This window comes from Amycolatopsis sp. FU40 (genome assembly GCF_021903635.1).
In the GTDB taxonomy this organism is placed as follows: Bacteria; Actinomycetota; Actinomycetes; order Mycobacteriales; family Pseudonocardiaceae; genus Amycolatopsis; species Amycolatopsis dendrobii.
Window position 1 is genome coordinate 7,274,469 of record NZ_CP091381.1, and the last position, 16,907, is coordinate 7,291,375.

Annotated in this window: 20 protein-coding genes and 1 riboswitch; of the genes, 12 read left to right on the forward strand and 8 right to left on the reverse strand. The window is 70.3% G+C overall.

Annotation, left to right across the window (positions count from 1 at the left end; all coding sequences use genetic code 11):
• The first annotated feature begins 63 nt into the window (after nucleotides 1-63).
• From L3Q65_RS34185 to L3Q65_RS34200, 4 genes are read left to right on the forward strand one after another with little or no spacing between them, the layout of a single operon-like run.
• Nucleotides 64-675, forward strand: a complete 612-nt coding sequence (locus tag L3Q65_RS34185) for an FABP family protein (protein ID WP_182892718.1) — start codon at nucleotides 64-66, stop codon at nucleotides 673-675.
• Nucleotides 676-691: 16 nt separating this feature from the next.
• Complete coding sequence (locus L3Q65_RS34190; RefSeq protein WP_182892719.1) at nucleotides 692-1,294, forward strand: allophanate hydrolase subunit 1; 603 nt, start codon at nucleotides 692-694, stop codon at nucleotides 1,292-1,294.
• A complete protein-coding gene (locus L3Q65_RS34195; RefSeq protein WP_182892720.1) occupies nucleotides 1,294-2,145 on the forward strand; it encodes a biotin-dependent carboxyltransferase family protein in 852 nt (283 codons plus the stop codon). The genes L3Q65_RS34190 and L3Q65_RS34195 overlap by 1 nt, the downstream gene beginning before the upstream one ends.
• 2 nt (nucleotides 2,146-2,147) lie before the next feature.
• Complete coding sequence (locus L3Q65_RS34200) at nucleotides 2,148-2,549, forward strand: hypothetical protein (protein ID WP_182892721.1); 402 nt, start codon at nucleotides 2,148-2,150, stop codon at nucleotides 2,547-2,549.
• 43 nt (nucleotides 2,550-2,592) lie between these two features.
• Here L3Q65_RS34200 and L3Q65_RS34205 read toward each other — a convergent pair whose 3' ends face one another.
• Complete coding sequence (locus L3Q65_RS34205) at nucleotides 2,593-3,438, reverse strand: aminodeoxychorismate lyase (RefSeq protein ID WP_182892722.1); 846 nt, start codon at nucleotides 3,436-3,438, stop codon at nucleotides 2,593-2,595.
• Between the two features lie 31 nt (nucleotides 3,439-3,469).
• Between L3Q65_RS34205 and L3Q65_RS34210 the strand changes: the two genes are divergently transcribed.
• Genes L3Q65_RS34210 through L3Q65_RS34220 form a run of 3 tightly spaced genes read left to right on the forward strand, consistent with a single transcriptional unit; the run spans nucleotide 3,470 to nucleotide 6,148 of the window.
• Nucleotides 3,470-4,591, forward strand: coding sequence for a folate-binding protein YgfZ (locus tag L3Q65_RS34210; protein WP_182892723.1), 1,122 nt, complete (start codon nucleotides 3,470-3,472; stop codon nucleotides 4,589-4,591).
• Nucleotides 4,592-4,640: 49 nt separating this feature from the next.
• On the forward strand, nucleotides 4,641-5,207 hold the full coding sequence (locus tag L3Q65_RS34215; protein ID WP_182892724.1) for an aerial mycelium formation protein: 567 nt from the start codon (nucleotides 4,641-4,643) through the stop codon (nucleotides 5,205-5,207).
• On the forward strand, nucleotides 5,204-6,148 hold the full coding sequence (locus tag L3Q65_RS34220) for an asparaginase (RefSeq protein ID WP_237597559.1): 945 nt from the start codon (nucleotides 5,204-5,206) through the stop codon (nucleotides 6,146-6,148). Before L3Q65_RS34215 ends, L3Q65_RS34220 begins: the two co-directional genes overlap by 4 nt.
• Here the strand turns inward: L3Q65_RS34220 and L3Q65_RS34225 are convergent.
• The gene (locus L3Q65_RS34225) at nucleotides 6,129-7,025 is read right to left on the reverse strand and encodes a hypothetical protein (protein ID WP_182892726.1); all 897 of its coding nucleotides are present in this window, start codon (nucleotides 7,023-7,025) and stop codon (nucleotides 6,129-6,131) included. The genes L3Q65_RS34220 and L3Q65_RS34225 overlap by 20 nt on opposite strands.
• A gap of 207 nt (nucleotides 7,026-7,232) precedes the next feature.
• Between L3Q65_RS34225 and L3Q65_RS34230 the strand changes: the two genes are divergently transcribed.
• From L3Q65_RS34230 to L3Q65_RS34240, 3 genes are all read left to right on the forward strand, one after another.
• Nucleotides 7,233-7,415: a DUF3073 domain-containing protein gene (locus L3Q65_RS34230; RefSeq protein WP_037716129.1), complete on the forward strand. Its 183-nt coding sequence runs from the start codon at nucleotides 7,233-7,235 to the stop codon at nucleotides 7,413-7,415.
• A 114-nt stretch (nucleotides 7,416-7,529) separates the two neighbouring features.
• The gene (locus L3Q65_RS34235) at nucleotides 7,530-8,390 is read left to right on the forward strand and encodes a 3-hydroxybutyryl-CoA dehydrogenase (protein WP_078870267.1); all 861 of its coding nucleotides are present in this window, start codon (nucleotides 7,530-7,532) and stop codon (nucleotides 8,388-8,390) included.
• A 68-nt stretch (nucleotides 8,391-8,458) separates the two neighbouring features.
• Nucleotides 8,459-9,292, forward strand: a complete 834-nt coding sequence (locus L3Q65_RS34240) for an alpha/beta fold hydrolase (RefSeq protein ID WP_237597560.1) — start codon at nucleotides 8,459-8,461, stop codon at nucleotides 9,290-9,292.
• On the opposite strand, the gene L3Q65_RS34245 is transcribed toward L3Q65_RS34240, so the two are convergent.
• The 4 genes from L3Q65_RS34245 to L3Q65_RS34260 are packed head-to-tail and all read right to left on the reverse strand — an operon-like array spanning nucleotide 9,285 to nucleotide 13,378.
• The gene (locus L3Q65_RS34245) at nucleotides 9,285-10,070 is read right to left on the reverse strand and encodes an ECF transporter S component (RefSeq protein ID WP_182892728.1); all 786 of its coding nucleotides are present in this window, start codon (nucleotides 10,068-10,070) and stop codon (nucleotides 9,285-9,287) included. The two genes, L3Q65_RS34240 and L3Q65_RS34245, sit on opposite strands and share 8 nt — an antisense overlap.
• Nucleotides 10,067-11,665, reverse strand: coding sequence for an ABC transporter ATP-binding protein (locus L3Q65_RS34250; protein ID WP_182892729.1), 1,599 nt, complete (start codon nucleotides 11,663-11,665; stop codon nucleotides 10,067-10,069). Before L3Q65_RS34250 ends, L3Q65_RS34245 begins: the two co-directional genes overlap by 4 nt.
• Entirely contained in the window at nucleotides 11,662-12,741 is a 1,080-nt protein-coding gene (locus L3Q65_RS34255; RefSeq protein WP_182892730.1) for a CbiQ family ECF transporter T component, read from the reverse strand. The genes L3Q65_RS34250 and L3Q65_RS34255 overlap by 4 nt, the downstream gene beginning before the upstream one ends.
• The gene (locus L3Q65_RS34260) at nucleotides 12,728-13,378 is read right to left on the reverse strand and encodes a hypothetical protein (RefSeq protein ID WP_237597561.1); all 651 of its coding nucleotides are present in this window, start codon (nucleotides 13,376-13,378) and stop codon (nucleotides 12,728-12,730) included. The genes L3Q65_RS34255 and L3Q65_RS34260 overlap by 14 nt, the downstream gene beginning before the upstream one ends.
• A gap of 12 nt (nucleotides 13,379-13,390) precedes the next feature.
• Nucleotides 13,391-13,520: riboswitch (cobalamin riboswitch) on the reverse strand.
• Between the two features lie 47 nt (nucleotides 13,521-13,567).
• Here L3Q65_RS34260 and L3Q65_RS34265 point away from each other — a divergent pair.
• Both L3Q65_RS34265 and L3Q65_RS34270 read left to right on the forward strand, forming a co-directional pair.
• Entirely contained in the window at nucleotides 13,568-14,464 is an 897-nt protein-coding gene (locus tag L3Q65_RS34265; protein ID WP_182892732.1) for a Gfo/Idh/MocA family protein, read from the forward strand.
• 176 nt (nucleotides 14,465-14,640) lie between these two features.
• Nucleotides 14,641-15,372, forward strand: a complete 732-nt coding sequence (locus L3Q65_RS34270; RefSeq protein ID WP_237597562.1) for a GNAT family N-acetyltransferase — start codon at nucleotides 14,641-14,643, stop codon at nucleotides 15,370-15,372.
• Here L3Q65_RS34270 and arfB read toward each other — a convergent pair.
• Nucleotides 15,369-15,797, reverse strand: coding sequence for an alternative ribosome rescue aminoacyl-tRNA hydrolase ArfB (arfB, locus tag L3Q65_RS34275; RefSeq protein ID WP_182892734.1), 429 nt, complete (start codon nucleotides 15,795-15,797; stop codon nucleotides 15,369-15,371). The genes L3Q65_RS34270 and arfB overlap by 4 nt on opposite strands.
• Before the next feature lie 33 nt (nucleotides 15,798-15,830).
• A complete protein-coding gene (purM, locus tag L3Q65_RS34280) occupies nucleotides 15,831-16,901 on the reverse strand; it encodes a phosphoribosylformylglycinamidine cyclo-ligase (RefSeq protein WP_182892735.1) in 1,071 nt (356 codons plus the stop codon).
• Between the last annotated feature and the right edge of the window lie 6 nt (nucleotides 16,902-16,907).

The following is a 16,907-nucleotide window of genomic DNA, read 5'->3' on the forward strand; positions in this document are numbered from 1 at the left end:
CGCCACCGTGTGGTTCGCGGTCTACGTCGTCTACCGGCTGTACGCCGACCAGCGCTGATCAGCATGACGAGTGGCGACGAAGCCATCGCAGCAGCCGAGGAGCGGGCCGCCAGCACGCGCGACCGCAACCTGCCGTTGTGGGACGACCTGCCGATCCCGAACGACACGGCGAACCTGCGCGAGGGCCCGAACCTGAACGACGCGTGCCTCGCCCTGCTGCCGCTCGTCGGCGTCTGGCGCGGCGAGGGCGAGATCGACTACCCAACGATCGACGGGCCGATCAAGTTCGCCCAGCAGCTGACCGTCTCCCACGACGGCCGCCCGTTCCTGTTCCACGAGGCGCGCTCGTGGCTGCTGAACGAGGACGGCAGCGTGCTGCGGCCCGCCGCCCGCGAAACCGGGTTCTGGCGGCCGCAGGAGGACGACACCCTGGAACTGCTGCTCACGCACAGCTCCGGCATCGTCGAGCTGTACTACGGCAAACCGCGCAGCCAGACGGCCTGGGAACTCGGCACCGACGCGGTCATCCGCACCGCGACGGCCAAGGAGGTCACCGGTGCGCAGCGGCTGTACGGCCTGGTGAACGGCGACCTCGGGTACGTCGAGGAACGCGCGATGGTCGGACAGGAAATGCAGCCGCACGCCTCCGCGCTGCTGCGCCGCGTGGTGGGCTGAGGCTCCGGGAGACGCCGTGCGCTGGCGGCGGTACGGCGAACACGCCGCCCTGCTCGACTGCGCCTCGCTCGAGGAGATGAGCGCGGCAAGGGCGACCCTCACCGAAGCCGCGCTCGACGGCGTCACGGAGATCGTTCCCGGGGCCCGCACCCTGCTGGTGGTCGCGTCCACGAGCGCTCTGGAAGCTGCGCGTTCCTTGCTGGCTTCGGCCGATCTGGATCATCCGCCTGCCGGGGATGCCCGCGAAGTCGTTTTGGACGTCCGGTACTCCGGCGAAGACCTTTCCCTGGTCGCTGAGGACGCGGGGCTCAGCGTGGCCGAGGTCGTCGCTCTCCATACTCGTGCGGTCTACACGGTCGCGTTCACTGGTTTCGCGCCCGGTTTCGGTTATCTCGCCGGGCTTCCCGCCGAACTCCAGCAGTCGCGGCTCAGTTCGCCACGCACTCGCGTCCCCGCCGGGTCGGTGGCCATCGCCGACGAGTACACCGGCGTCTATCCGCGGGAATCCCCTGGCGGCTGGCGGTTGATCGGGCACACCGAGGTGACGCTCTTCGAGCCTTCCGCCGCGCAACCGGCGTTGTTCACGCCCGGTCTCCGCGTGCGGTTCCGGAGCGTTTGATGCGCGCGCTGGAGATCGTCTCGCCCGGTTCGCTGGCTTTGGTGCAAGACCTCGGCCGTCCCGGCTACGCACATCTGGGCGTCCCACCGTCGGGTGCTCTTGACGTCGCGGCACTGCGACTCGGCAACCGGCTGGTCGGCAATCCCGAGGACGCCGCCGGGATCGAAACCGTGCTGGGCGGGCTCACCGTCCGGGCCGTGGTTTCGTGCACCGCGGCGGTGACCGGACCGCCGGTCGCGGTGTCCGTGGACGGAAGGGAAACCGGCTCGCACACGCCGATTCCGTTGCGGCCAAGCCAAAAACTGACAATCGGCCGACCCGCCACCGGACTGCGCTGCTACCTGGCGGTGTCCGGCGGCATCGCGGTGCCACCCGTCTTGGGGAGCCGATCGACCGACGTCCTGTCCGGACTCGGCCCCTCGCCGCTGGAAGCTGGCGCGAGCGTCCCCCTCGGCCCCGTCACCGGTGTTCCGTCCGGTGCCGACGTGGTCACCGCCTCGTCCGCGCCGCCCCAGCTGGCAGTGCCGGTTTTGCTCGGCCCTCGCGACGATTGGTTCGCCGACGCGCGGGCCTCGCTCAACGCACAGTGGACAGTCACCGCGGAATCCAACCGAGTGGGGGTCCGCCTTGACGGGCCGCCATTACGTCGAGTGTCCACTTCGGAGTTACCGAGCGAAGGCGTGCTCACTGGCGCGATTCAGGTCCCGCCGAACGGATTGCCGCTGGTCTTCCTCGCCGATCACCCGACCACGGGCGGTTATCCGGTGATCGCGGTCGTGAGACGGGGGTCACTCGGAGCACTCGCTCAAGCACGCCCCGGAACCTTGGTGCGGTTCCACGCGTCCTTCTGAGCGTGGAACGGGTAACGATCACCGGCGGCGCGGGTTTCCTGGAGCTGAACACCGGAGGACGGGCGGAGCTGCCGCAGTCGCTGCGCATCGCGCTCGCGACCGGTCAGCTACGCCTCCCGCTGGCGGAAACCCTGCGCGAGCTGCTGGCGTTGCTCGTCGACGGCCAGTACCGGGTCAGCGGCCCGCAGCGGTTCGAGGCGGTGGATCTGATCCCGGCGAGCGACTGGCCGGACGACGACGATGCCCGGGTCGCGTACTACCGCACGGCGATCCGGTCGGGACACCGGCCGGTGGCGGTGGTTTTGTCCGGTACGCGGCCGTTGCTGGTGGACGGGCACCACAAGATCAGCGCTTACCGGGCGGAAGGGGTCACGCCGTCGGTGGTGCTGATCAGCGGGTCGTGAGTGTTCATGCCGGTGAGAACCGGCACCAACACTCACGAGACGCTCAGTACTCGCTCTCGTAAGCCGCCACCAGCTCCTCGTGCAGCGCCGTCGAATCCGGCAGCTGCGTGCCGTTCAGCGTGTGCACCCGGGTCACCTTCCGGACCGACGACGTAAGAAAAACGCCGTCCCCGTCCAGCAAGTCCACCACCGAAAGCGGCTCCACCTTCACCGACCAGCCCGCCTTCTCCGCGCCGCGGAACAACGCGTACTGAGTCGTTCCTGGCAGGATGCCAACAGTGGCCGGCGGGGTGTAGAGCGTCCGCTCCTTCGCCAGCACGACCGTCGACGTCGGTCCTTCGAGGACCGAATCGTCGGTAGCGGTGAAGATCACATCTTGAGCTCCGCGACGGGTCGCCTCGCGCAGGGCGGCCATGTTCATCGCGTAGGAAACCGTTTTCGCGCCGAGCAAAAGCCACGGGGCGCGCTCGGCGAGTTCGGGGCCGAAACCGCGTTCCAGGGTCACCACGGAAACACCTTCGGTGCGCGCCCGCAGGACCTTCTCGTCGACCTCCAGGCCCATCGCGAACGCCGTCGGCTTGCCTTCCGGATCGCCGTCGACACCCCGCGTGTACACGAGTTTCAAGGCAATCTCCGGGCCGCCCCGCCACGCGTCGACGACTGCCTGCGCGGCTCGGGCGAAGCCGTCGAGGTCCGGGGCGGGCAGGTCCAGCATCGCCGCGGAACGGGCGAGCCGGTCGAGGTGCGGACGCATTTCCCGCGGCTTTTTCACTGCTACGAGGATCGTTTCGAACACCCCGTCTCCGCGCAGCAGGCCGAGGTCGTCCACCCGGAGGTGAGCGGCTTCGGGGTCGGCCAGTGAACCGTCTAGGAAGGCGAGAACGCGCATCCCCTCAAGGTACTCACTTACCCTTAGAGCTATGCCGTACAGCTCGCCGCTGCTCGAAATCCCCCGCGCGGTCGCCGCGCCCGAGGGCCATCCGGAAGCCGGAGTTCCGTGGCACTGGGGCGATCCGTTCGCCGAGCAGCGCACCGCCGCCCGAGGAGTGGTCGTCATCGACCGCTCGCACCGAGAAATCCTCGCCGTCACCGGCGAGGAACGCTTGTCCTGGCTGCATTTGGTGATCTCGCAACACGTCACCGAACTCGCCGCGAACACCGGCACCGAAGCGCTCGTCCTCGACAGCCAAGGCCACGTCGACACCCATTTCGTGCTCGCGCACACCGGCGAGACGGTGTACCTCGACAGCGACCCCGGCCCGCTCGTGACGAGCGCGTTGCCCAAGGGCGGCAAGCAAACCCTGCGCGAGTACCTCGAAGCGATGAAGTTCTGGTCCAAGGTCGAGATTCGCGACGCGACCGAAGAACTGGCCGTTCTTTCGGTGCTCGGCCCGGAGACCGACAGCGTGCTCGGCGTCGAACTCGGCACCGAGCCGTATTCGGTGGCCGCGTTGCCCGAAGGCGGTTTCGCCCGGCGGATGCCGTGGCCGACGCGAGCGGGCGCGGATCTCGTGGTGCCGCGCGCGCAGCTCACTCAATGGTGGCAACGGCTCACCGACGCGGGGGCGCGTCCGGCTGGTTCGTGGACCTTCGACGCGCTGCGCGTGGAATCGCGGCATCCGCGGCTCGGCGTCGACACCGACGAACGGACGATCCCGCACGAGGTCGGCTGGATCGGCTCGGCCGCGCACGTCGCGAAGGGCTGCTACCGCGGCCAGGAAACCGTCTCGAAGGTGCACAACGTCGGCCGCCCGCCGCGGTATCTGGCGCTGCTGCACCTCGACGGTTCGCCGGAGATCACGCCGGAGACCGGCGATCCGGTGAAGCTCGGCGAGCGCGTGGTCGGCCGGATCGGCACGGTCGCGCAGCACCACGAACTCGGGCCGATCGCGCTCGCGCTGGTCAAACGCTCGGTTCCGGGCGGGGCGGAGCTGCTGGCAGGCGACGAGGACCGAGTGGTCCAGGCCACTGTCGATCCGGACTCGGTGCCGGGCGAGCACGCGGCGCCCGGACGGGAAGCGGCGCAGAGACTGCGGGGCTGAAGTGAACTCGACGGTAGCGTCGTCGCCGAATGTGGAGCAGGATGTGCCCGTGATCGAAGTGCGTCCCGGCGGGCGGCGACGGATCGACCGCGTCCTCGGCCCGGGATATCTCACCGGATTAGGCGACTTGCCGCTCCCGGTGCTGCGCGAGCGGCGCGACGAGGCCGCGCAGGAAGAGACAGACCTGTCCTACCTGCGCCGGCTCCTGCACGCCCGCATCGACATCGTGCGCGCCGAACAGGAGCGCCGCTCGTCCGGCGGGGAAAGCAGCATTGTCGACCGGCTCGCGTCCATCCTCGCCGACAACGCGCTCGGCCCGGCCGCCGGTTCCGGCCGCCACCAGCAACTCGAACCGTCCCGCGCGGGCGAGCACCGCAGGCACGCGGAGGCGCTGATCGGCGACACCGGGCTCACCGACGTCGGCTCGCTCACCGACGACAAGCTCGCCGCCGCGCTGGACACGTACGCGGCCGAGGAAGCCTCCGTGTCCTCCTTTCGCCGCCAGGTCCAGGGCGTGATGGACACGCTCAACGCCGAGATCGCCGCGCGCTACAGCAGCGGAGCGGCCACTGTGGACCAACTGCTGGACAGCGAACTGGGGCGCGTCGAGGAATGACCGGCCAGCCGATCCTCGTCGAGGTCGTCCGGAATGGGTTCGTCGAGAGCGTCCACCACGGATGTCTTGTCGTCACCGCGCCCGACGGCTCCGTCCAGTTCTCCGCGGGCGACGTGACCAGCCCGTTCTTCCCCCGGTCGGCGAACAAGCCGCTGCAAGGCGTCGGGATGCTCCGGGCCGGGCTCGGCTACGACGGCGCGGACCTGGCGCTGGGCTGTGCCTCGCATTCCGGCGAAACCGGACATGTCGAGCGCGTCGCCACGATGCTGTCCGGCGCCGGGCTCGACCCGGCCGCGCTGGCCTGCCCGGCCGAACTGCCGATCGGCGAGGACGCCCGACGTGCGGCCGACGAGCCGCGGAAGATCACCATGAACTGCTCGGGCAAGCACGCCGCGATGCTCGCCACGTGCGTCGCGAACGACTGGCCGACCGAGGGCTACCAGCTGCCGGACCACCCGTTGCAGGTCCAGCTGGCGAAGACGGTCGAGGAGCTGACCGGCGAATCCATCGCCGCGGTCGGGGTCGACGGGTGCGGCGCGCCGCTGTTCGCGTTCTCGCCGACCGGCCTCGCGCGGTCGTTCGGCAGGCTCGTTCAGGCCGAGCCGGGCACCGACGAGCGCCGGGTGGCCGACGCGATGCGGGCCCACCCCTGGCTGGTCGCGGGCACCGACCGGGAAGACACCCGGCTGATGCAGGGCGTGCCGGGATTGCTGTCGAAGAGCGGCGCGGAAGGTGTCCTGGCGTTCACGCTGGGCGACGGCACCGCGTGCGCGATCAAGATCGCGGACGGCAACAAGCGGGCCTTGGCTCCGCTGGCCATGGCCGTGCTCGCGCACCTGGGCATCGAGACACCGGAAGAGCTGTCCGACCTGGCTCACCCGCCGGTTCTCGGCGGCGGCAAGCCCCAGGGCGAGCTGCGGGTCAGTTGGAGTGTTCCTTAGCCGCGAGGTCGCCCCAGAACTCGCGCAGCTGCGAAAACAGCTCGGCCAGCTCTTCGACGTTCCCGGTGCGCAGTGCGTCGAGGATGTCGTGGACCTCCTCCGCGGTGGAGTCGGCGTCGAGCAGCGAGTCGGCGAACAGCTGCACGAGCCCGCCGTAGTCCAGTTCGACGACCGAGTCCGGGTCGAAGCTCTCCAGCCACTGCCGGGTCTGCGAGAGCACCCGGCCGGGACCGGAGTCGCCGAAGGTCGTCTCGATCAGCTCGCCCGCCTCGGACGCCCGCCGGAGCGCGGCTGACATCGGCGTGCGCCAGGACGCCTCCCGCGCGGGGTCGGCCGGGCCGCTGCCGAGCACGAGCTTGCGTTCGTCCGGATCGACCAGCGAGAACCAGGGCAGCGGGACAGTCCAGGTGGTGGTGAGGGTGTGCGCGGCGGTGGCGGTGAGGTCGGTCATCGCGGCCTTGGTCTGCGCGCGGGCCTTGTCCGCGGTGACGCCGCCCGCGTCGAGGACCGCGATCCGCAACGCGGGCTCGGCGTCGGCGAGGAAGGTGCTCAACGCCGCGGCGGAGCGGGCGCGCAGTTCGAGCGGGCACGCGAACGGGCCTTCGGCCGAGTGTCCGGCGGGGACCTCGGCCGGGTCGAGCACGAGCACGTCGGTGACGAGACTCGGCGAGGGCCGTCCGTCGCGCAGCTGCGCGGGCAGCAGCCGCACCGGCGCGGCCGCCTGTGACTTGAGCCACATCTGCTGTTCGCGTTCGCCGATCCCGATCCGGCTGAGCCCGCCCGCGGAAACGGCCTCGACCAGCTGTTGCGCGGGCGGATCGCCCAGCGCGCGCAGAGGTTCGTACACCCGCAGATAGGCCACGAAGGGTCGGAGCACCCGAGCATCGTGGCACGCCGACCAGCGCCGATCGGCATCGACGTGCCGGTAACCGGCGTCCGGCGGACACTGTCGCGACGAGCACACCGTGCCACGTCGCATCCAACCCCCGGGACACGGTACGGTGTCAGCAGGAAAGAACTGTCGAGACGATGCGGGGCCGCCGATTCCCCCGGCCGCCCCGCCCCTGTGCGAGGGGGTCGAGCCATGGGGCGCGGCCGGGCTAAGGCCAAGCAGACGAAGGTGGCGCGCGAGCTCAAATACAGCTCCCACGAAACCGACTTCGATGCTTTGCAGCGCGAGCTGTCGAGTAGTTCCTCGGACAACCACGAGGACGACAAGCGGTACGAGGACCCGTACGACGACGGGTACGACGAGTACCGCCGTTGACGCAGGCACACGACACGCGAGGGCGGAATCGGACCTAGGTCCGAGACGCCCTCGTGCGTTGTGTGCTGCCCGTTTTCTCGGCACTGCCGGTGAGGTGACGAAGGAGTTGGACGGGTGAGCGACATCGCACGAGTAGGTGTGGTCGGGGCCGGGCTGATGGGCTCCGGCATCGCCGAGGTGCACGCCAGGTCCGGGTTGGACGTGCTGGTCACCGAGGTGAACCAGCCCGCCCTCGACGCGGGCAAGGCGCGCATCGAGAAGTCGCTGCAACGCGGCGTCCGCAACGGCAAGCTGGCCGCCGAGGACGCCGAGGCGGCGCTCGGGCGGCTGCGCTTCACCACGGACATCGCCGAGTTCGCTGACCGCGATCTCGTCGTCGAGGCCATCCTGGAACAGGAGCAGGCCAAGGTCGACGTGTTCCGGGCACTGGACAAGATCGTCGAGCGCGAGGACGCGGTGTTCGCGTCCAACACGTCGTCGATCCCGATCATGAAGCTCGGCATGGCCACCGGCCGTCCGCAGCAGGTCGTCGGCATCCACTTCTTCAACCCGGTGCCGGTGCTGCCGCTGGTGGAACTGGTGCCGTCGCTGCTGACCAGCGAGGAGACCGCCCGCCGGGCCGAGGAGCACGCCACCGGCGCGCTGGGCAAGACGGTGATCCGGTCGCAGGACCGGGCCGGGTTCATCGTGAACTCGCTGCTGGTGCCGTATCTGCTGTCGGCGATCCGGATGATCGAATCAGGCTTCGCCTCGGCCGAGGACATCGACCGCGGCATGGAGCTGGGCACGGCGCATCCGATGGGTCCGCTGCGGCTGTCCGACCTGATCGGCCTCGACACCATCAAGGCCATCGCGGATTCGATGTACGCGGAGTTCAAGGAGCCGCTGTACTCGTCGCCGCCGCTGTTGCTGCGCATGGTCGACGCCGGACTGCTCGGCAAGAAGACCGGCCGCGGCTTCTACTCGTACTCCTGACTTTAGTTGCGGGTCTGATCAACTTTCCCCCGCTGTGCGCGGCGAGGCGGATCGCTTGACTGTGCGGCATGACTTCGACGTTCGTCTTCGCCGCCGGCGCCAACGGCGTGTCCGCCGCCCCGCCGGAACTCGTGCTGCGCGGGTATCGCGGGGTGGGAGTGCCGCAGCCGGAGCAGCAGTTCCGCCTGTCGTACCAGGCCCCGCAGGATCTCGACGCGTTCGCCACTGAGCCGTCGGCGTTGGCTGGGGTCACCGTGGCGGATCAGGTCGCGACCACTGTGGACGTCGTCCGCCGGGCCGCCGAGCTCGGTCCGGTCGTGCTGGTCGGGTCGAGCATCGGCGGCGCGCTGGCCACGCTCGTCGCCGAAGAGGTCCCGGAGCTAGTGTCGGCGCTGGTCTACGACGCCGCGTTCTGCTGCGTCGAACTGCCGACGCCGGAGGAATACCTGGCCACGCCAGAAGCCGCGTCGTCGCAGGTCGGAGCGATGCTCGGGTTCATCGCGGCCGACCCGGCGGTGATCGGCGCGATGCGGTTCAACTGGCGATCTTCGTCGGCGGAGGCGTTGACGGCGGCGAAAGCGGCACTCTGCGCGGACGCTACCGACGGCGAGTTCTACGCCCTGCTCAACGCGATGGCTCCGGACGACATCATCGGCCGCAGCTCGACCGACTCGCGCGGCACGCCGGAGCGGTGGGGGCGCGTCCCGCGGTACTACGTCCGGCATCTCCAAGACCGTCTGGTGCCGCTCGCCCTGCAGGACCGGATGATCGCCGAGGCCGACGCGCGCACGCCCGGCACGCAGTTCGAGGTGCACGACATCGACACCTCGCACTTCCCGAACGCGGCCGCGATGGCCCAGTTCGTCGAGGTGCTGGACAAGGTCGGCCAGTCGGTCAGCTGAATGCCGCTCGTCGTGCGGCCCGGCGCAGCACCGTCAGGATCGCCGGGCCCAGCACGAGGATCGCGACCAGGTTCGTGAGCGCGCGGCCGGTGTCCCAGCCCAAAGTGGACGTCAGCACGGTGAAGACCAGGAACCGGTGCAGGTTCTCGCCGAGCGGGCCGCCCGGGACGAAGTCCAGCGCGGTGTGGCTCGCCAGGAACGGCCAGGTGAACAGGCTCATCGCGAGGCCGTAGAAGTAGGCGGCGACCACTCCGTAGAGCGCCAGCAGCGCGATCTCCCACCGGCCCTTCACCCGGCGCGGCAGCAGCCCGGCGCCAAGGCCGACCAGCGACGAGGCCAGCATCTGGAACGGCAGCCACGGCCCGACGCCGCCGGTGAGCAGCGCGGACGCGAACAGCGACGTCGAGCCGAGAACGAATCCGAAGCCCGGTCCGAAGACCCGTCCGGCCAGCACGAGCAGAAAGAAGACCAGCTCGATCCCGCCGGTGCCCGCGCCGAGCGGACGCAGCGCGGCGTTCACCGCGGACAGCACGCCGAGCAGCGCGAGCGCCTTCGCGTCGAGTCCGCCGCTGGACAGTTCGGCCAGCACGATCAGGATCAGCACCGGCAGCGTCACGAGGAAAACGAACGGCGCGTCGGTGACGTGCGCAGAGGTGCCGACGGTGCTGCGGGCCAGCAGCGGCCAGCAGAACATCGCCAGCCCGACCACGACGGCCGTCGTCAGCACCAGCGCTGTGCGGTGCCGGATGCGGACGGCTGGCCCCAGGAAATCGGTCACGCCAGCGCCTTCGCCACCGCGTCCACGGTCAGCCACGGCTCCGGCGCGAGGATCTTCGCCACCTGCGGCGCGAAGGCGGGCGAGGCCACGACGACGTCCGCGGTCGGGCCGTCGGCGACCACCTCGCCCTCCGCCAGGACCACGACGCGGTGCGCGGCGGAGGCGACGAACTCGACGTCGTGGGTGGCCAGCAGCACCGCGTGCCCGTCGGCGGCCAGGTCGGCGAGGATGGTCGCGAAGTGCCGTTTCGCCGGGTAGTCCAGACCGCGGGTCGGCTCGTCCAACAGCACGACCGGCGGGGCGGCGGCCAACTGCACGGCCAGGACCAAGGCGAGCCGCTGGCCTTCGGAGAGGTCGCGCGGGTTGGTGTCGTCTTTGATACCGGGCACGAGCCGGTCGAGCAGCTTCCGGGCAGTGCCCGCGGCGACACCGGATTCGACGTCGGCCTGGCGGCATTCCGCCCCGACCGAATCGAGATACAGCAGGTCAGACGGGGTTTGCGGGACCAGCCCGACGCGCGTGCGGGCGGCCCGCGACCGGAGCGTCTTCGGGTCCGCGCCGAGGACGTCGACTATGCCTTCGGAGCGGGGCCCGCTGCCCTGCAACGCCCACAGCAGCGAGGATTTGCCGGAGCCGTTCCGGCCCATCAGCGCGACGACCTCGCCGCGGTCGAGCCGCAGGTCAACGCCCCGCACCGCGTTCACGCCGCCGTACCGGACCCGCACGCCGCGCGCACTGAGGACCGCTTCGCCAGAGCTTTGCGCTGCTTGAGCGGGTCGTCGCTCGGCGAGGCGTTCTCGGAGCGGACGGGCGAGACGGCGGGCATCGCGGACCGAGAGCGGCAGCGGCGACCAGCCCGCGAGGCGGCCCAACTCCACGATCGGCGGGGCGACATCGGTCTCGGCGAAAACCTCCGAGGGCGGCCCGGAGACGACGGTGCCGTCGCCGGGCAGGTAGAGCAGGCGGTCCGCGTACTGCGCGACGCGTTCCATTCGGTGCTCGGCGACGACGACAGTCGTGCCCAGGTCGTGCACCAGGCGGGTGATCGCGGCCAGGACCTCCTCGGCCGCGGTCGGGTCGAGCGCCGACGTCGGTTCGTCCAGCACCAGCACGTTCGGGTGCGGCGTGAGCACCGCGCCGATCGCGACGCGTTGCTGCTGACCGCCGGAGAGCGTCCGAAGTGGACGGTCGCGAAGTTCGGCGATGCCCAGCAGGTCAAGGGTTTCCTCAACGCGCTTGCGCATCACGTCTGGCGCGACGGCGAGCTGCTCCATCGCGTACGCGAGTTCCTCCTCGACGGTGTCGGTGACGAATCCGGCCAGCGGATCCTGTCCGACCACCCCGACGACCGACGCCAGTTCGCGCGGCGGATGCGTCGCGGTGTCGAGGCCGCCGACCTTGACACGGCCGGCCAGCGTGCCGCCGGTGAAATGCGGGACCAGGCCGTTGATCGCACCGAGCAATGTCGACTTGCCGACACCGGTGCGTCCGGCGACGAGGCAGAGTTCGCCCTCTTCGATCGTGCCGTCGACGTCGCGGAGCACTGGCCGGTCCGCCCCGTCGTAAGTGACGCTGACGTGTGAAAACTCGATCATCGGGCGACCTCCGACACCAGCGCCGGACGCGGCGCGAACCAAGCGGGCAGCACACTGATCAGCACCGCGACGGCCGGCAACGGCGGCAGCTCCGGCCAGGTCAGCGGGCTGGCCGGGGTGGTGAGCGAAACCGGGTCGGCGAGCAGCACGAGCACCGCGGTCGCGACGCCGCACAGCACGACCAACGTCTCCGGCAGCCGCCACGGATCGGGCCGGTAGGTCGTGCGGCGGATCTGCCGTCCGCCCAGCACGAATCCGGCGACGGCCAGCACCAGACCGGCGATGAGCATCGGCACGCCGAGCCACGACGCGGACCCGTCGAGCACGCCGTAAACCCCAACCGCGACGCCGACCAAACCGGCCAGCACGCAGGTCGCGATCAGCATCCGGACGCGCGGCGAGAGGTAGCTGCGCCGTCCGTAGCCGCGGGAATCCATGGCCGCCGCGAGTTGCAGCGACCGGTCCATGGCGTCGGCGAGCACCGGCACGAAAATCCCCTTCACGAAGCGCAGGCCGCGCGTCTTCCCGGAGCGCAGCCGACGCGCGCGACGCACCCGCTGCACGCTCTCGACCAACTGCGGAGCCACGGACAGCGCGACGGTAACTGCCGTCCCTACCTCATACAGCGCCCCGGGTACGGCTTTGAGCAGGCGTTTCGGGTTCGCCAGCGCATTCGCGGCACCAACGCAGAGCACGATCGTCGCCAGCCGGAGCCCGTCATACAGCCCGCCGAGCAGTTCCTCGGCCGAAGTGGGGCCGAGCAGCTGAATGCCGGCCGCGACGCTCGGGAGCGGGATGGTCGGCAGCGTGAACAGGATGTGGCCGCCGTCCTCGCCGCCGATCAGGATCCGGAACAGTACGCGGGAGGCCAGGATCACCGCGGCGATCCAGGCGTACATCCGGAACGCCAGAGCCCACGGCGCGTCGCCGCGGCGGAGCACCACGACGAACCCGGCCACCGCGATCACCAAGGCGAGCAGAACTGGATTCGTGGTCCGGCTCGCGGCGACGGCGAGCGCGAGCGCCCACACCCACCACGCGCCGGGATGGAGCGCTCGCGGACTACTCCGCAGCACGCCTGCGGCGCACCGCGACGACCGTCCCAGCCACCACGAGCAGCACGACGACCACGATGCCGATCACCAGGCCCCACGGGAATCCACTGTCCGAAGTGGACTCCGGAGCCGCGGCGGGCGCGCTGGCCTTGCGCACCGGCTCGGTGCGCGGCGGCGGATACTCGGTGTAGGACTTGCCGATCGCGAACGACCAGCCCTCGAACGCCCCGGCGGGCGGCTTCCAGCTCTGCGCGCCGACCTGCGCCGACTCCCATTTGCCGCCGTTGGTGGCGGTCCAGAAGCTCCACGACGCCTTCTCCGGCGGCATCCCGGTGCAAGTCTGGTCGGCAGGCTTGTTCTCGATCTTGCACATCACGGCCAGGCCGTATTTGCCCGCGCCAGTGAGTTCGAACCCAGCGTTTTGCAGGGCGGTGACGCCGTTTTCCTGTTTGCCGGGCGCGCACCGGATGAGGGTTTCACCGCCAAGCCCCTGGAAGTCGACGATCACCGTGACGCCGTTGTCGTCCTGGCAGTAGCCGTCGGTGCCCTTGCCGGGCGTGGTGGCCGAGGCGGAAGAAGCACCGCCGAGGCCGGTAGCGACGAGAAGAGCGCAGCCGGCGAGGACTCGCCCCCAGTGCCGCGCGTGCACGAACCGCATGTCAGATGTACCTCGCATCGATCGGACCACGACGGGCGATCCGGCTCGCGGTCCCTCCGGGGCCGCTCACGGTTGCGGGCCAGCGCCGGATTCTCACCGGCTTCCCCCGTTCGTGGCGAAGAACTTGTCGACGTTAACGCACCGCAGGCCCCGCCGGTAGCGACCGCGGCCACACCTACACTTCCGGGCGTGGGACAGGACCAGCTGCGCGTCGGCCTCGTTGGAACCGGACCGTGGGCCACCACGGTGCACGCTCCCGGCCTCGCGGATCATCCAGGGACCGTGCTCAGTGCTGTGTGGAGCCGACGGCCGGAAGCCGCCACCGCGCTCGCGCAGGCCTACGACGCCGTCCCCACCAGCGACCTGGACGAGCTGTTCGAGCAGGTCGACGCACTCGCGTTCGCCGTGCCGCCGACTGTGCAGGCCGAGCTGGCGACCCGGGCCGCGGAGGCGGGCAAGCACCTGATCCTGGAGAAGCCGATCGCCCCCGACCTCGCCTCGGCGCAGCGTCTCGCCGACGCCGTGACGTCCGCTGGCGTCGCGTCGCTGGTGATGTTGACGCTGCGGTTCGCCCAGCAGACGCGCGACTGGCTGGACGGCGTCACCGCTGCTGGCGGCTGGCGCGGCGGCAGCGTGCAGTGGCTGTCCGGTGCCCTGCTCGCTGGCAAGTACGCGACCTCAGCCTGGCGGCAGGATCCGGCGGGCGGCGCGCTCGCCGACATCGGCCCGCACGCGTTCGACCTGCTCGACGCCGCCCTCGGCCCGATCACCGACGTCCTCGCCGCGCACCGCGGGCCCGAGGACCTGTGGCAACTGCTGCTTGAACACGAAGGCGGCATCACGAGCACTGCGACGCTCAGCCTGCGCCTGCCGGTGCAGCCGACGGTGGTCGAGTACTCGGTCTTCGGCGAACACGGCCTCCGCACCCTCGGCCGCACCGGCACGGCGAACGACGCGTACACCGCGCTGCTGGACGATTTCGCCGCGATGGTGTCGTGCGGAACGACCACGCATCCCTGCGACGTCCGCCGCGGCGTGCACCTGGCCCGGATCGTGGACCAGGCCCGCGCCGCGCTGAGCCGTTAATTCGGTTGCCCGGCCTGAGAGGATGAGCGGGAAGTTCGTTTCGGACGAAGGAATGCCTATGTGCTCCGCCACGGCCCACCCCGGCCGCTTGGCCTGAGCTGTTCGGCCTGCGCGCCCGGCGTGGGGTTGCCGATTTCGTGCTGCCCTTCCTTCTTCTCGAAAGGCTTCCACCAGAGATGTCCGCCCTTCAGGCATACGTCCGCGCGACCGCACCGATCGGCCGCGACACCGAGCGAATCGGCCCGTTCCTGGCGACTTTCGCCAAGGACAGCGCTCATCCGATGGAGAACTACGCCATCCCCGACGACGGCGCGAAGCCCTCGCCCGCCGAGATCGCTCTCCTGATTTCCGCTTACCGGCAACGAGATCTCCTGCCCCGGCTGGAGTTCTTCACCGACGCCGCCCCTGACGTCGAGGCAGCCCTCGTCGCCGCCGAGTTCACGTTGGAACGACGAGTGCCGGTGATGACCTGCGGCACCGAAGACCTCGTCGATTGTGATGCGCCAGAACACATTCAGCTGCGCGAACCGTCGTCCGACGACGAATTCCGCCGCCTGAGGTCCGTACAGAACGTCGCTTTCGGCGAGTCGCCCGATGTGTCGGACGCCGATGTCGAACGCAACCGCAACTACCTGACCGTTCTAGCCGAACACGGCGAAACCATTGTGGGCGGCGGAATCGCGTTGGACATCGTGTCCGGCGCGACGGAAATCGTCGGCATCGCCGTGGCCGCCGAACACCGCGGCCAAGGCATCGCGGCGGCGATCACCGCGCACCTCACGCGCCTCGCCCACGAACGCGGTGCGCGCACGGCGTTCCTCACGCCAGGCGATGTGGGGATCGGAACGGTGTATCGCCGTGCTGGGTACCGCGTTGCCGGCGAGTGCGTGCACCTGTCGCTGAGCTAGTCGTCGTACCGGCCGCCGCGGCCGCGCTTCACGTCGCTGCGGCGTTTCTTCGCTGCCAGACGGCGTTCCTTCGAGCCTCGCGAAGGCTTGGTGGGACGCCGTTTGGCCGGCGGCGGCGCGGAAGCCTTCGCCAATACCTCGGCGAGCCGCTCCCGTGCCGCGTCGCGGTTCATCAGCTGCGAGCGGTATTCGCTGGCCGCGATGGTCAACACCCCGCCGACCAGCCGGGCGCCGAGGCGAGCCGTGATGCGTTCCTTCAGCGCAGGCGGGATCACGGCGGAGCTCGCGACGTCGAACGACAGCTCGACGCGCGAGTCCGTCGTGTTCACGCCCTGTCCGCCCGGTCCCGAGGATCGGGAGAACCGCTCGCGCAGTTCGGCGCCCGGGATCACGAACCGGGCGCCGACGCGTACGTCCTCCGCCATGTCCTCAGTGTCTCAAGACGAGGCAAGCGGCTTTCAGAACCGCGGGTGGTCGCCGGACAGCACCGCGCGCGGGCCGTCCGGGTCTTCGGCGGGCTGGACGTCGCCGAGGATCCACGCGGGCACGTGCCGCGCGGTGAGCACCGCCAGCGCCCGGTCGACGTCCTCGGCGGACACGATCGCGACCATTCCGACGCCCATGTTGAACGTCTTCTCCAGCTCGGCGCGCTCGACCTTGCCGCGCTGCCCGATCAGCGCGAACACCGGGGCCGGCGTCCACGTGCCGCGTTCGAGCTTGGCGACGAGGCCGCGCGGCATCACGCGCGCGAGGTTGGCCTCGAGGCCGCCGCCGGTGATGTGCGCGAACGTGCGCACCTCGGTCTCGGCGACCAGCGCGAGGCAGTCCTTCGCGTAGATCTTGGTGGGCTCGAGCAGTTCCTCGCCGAGGGTGCGGCCGAACTCCTCGACGTGCCCGTCCAGCGGCATCCGCGCGATGTCCAGCAGCACGTGCCTGGCCAGCGAGTAGCCGTTGGAGTGCAGCCCGGACGAGCCCATCGCGATGACGACGTCGCCGGGACGGACCTTCTCCGGCGACAGCAGCGCGGACGCCTCGACCGCGCCGACGCCGGTGGCCGACAGGTCGTAGTCGTGCTCGCCCATCAGGCCGGGGTGCTCGGCCGTCTCGCCGCCGAGCAGCGCGCAGCCCGCCTGGACACAGCCCTCGGCGATGCCGCCGACCAGCGCCGCGATCTTCTCCGGCACGACCTTGCCGACCGCGATGTAGTCCTGGAGGAACAGCGGCTCGGCCCCGGTGACGACCAGATCGTCGACGACCATCGCGACCAGGTCGATGCCGACCGTGTCGTGCTTGTCGAGCGCCTGCGCGACCGCGATCTTGGTGCCGACGCCGTCGGTCGACGACGCGAGAATCGGCTCTTTCCACTTGTCGAGCTTGAGCGAGAAGAGCCCGGCGAACCCGCCGACCCCGCCGCGCACCTCGGGCCTTGTCGCCCGCTCGGCGTGTGGCTTGAGCAGCTCGACGGCCTGGTCACCGGCGTCGATGCTGACCCCGGCGGCTGCGTACGTGGCGCTCGTGGACTCGCTCACGGAAGC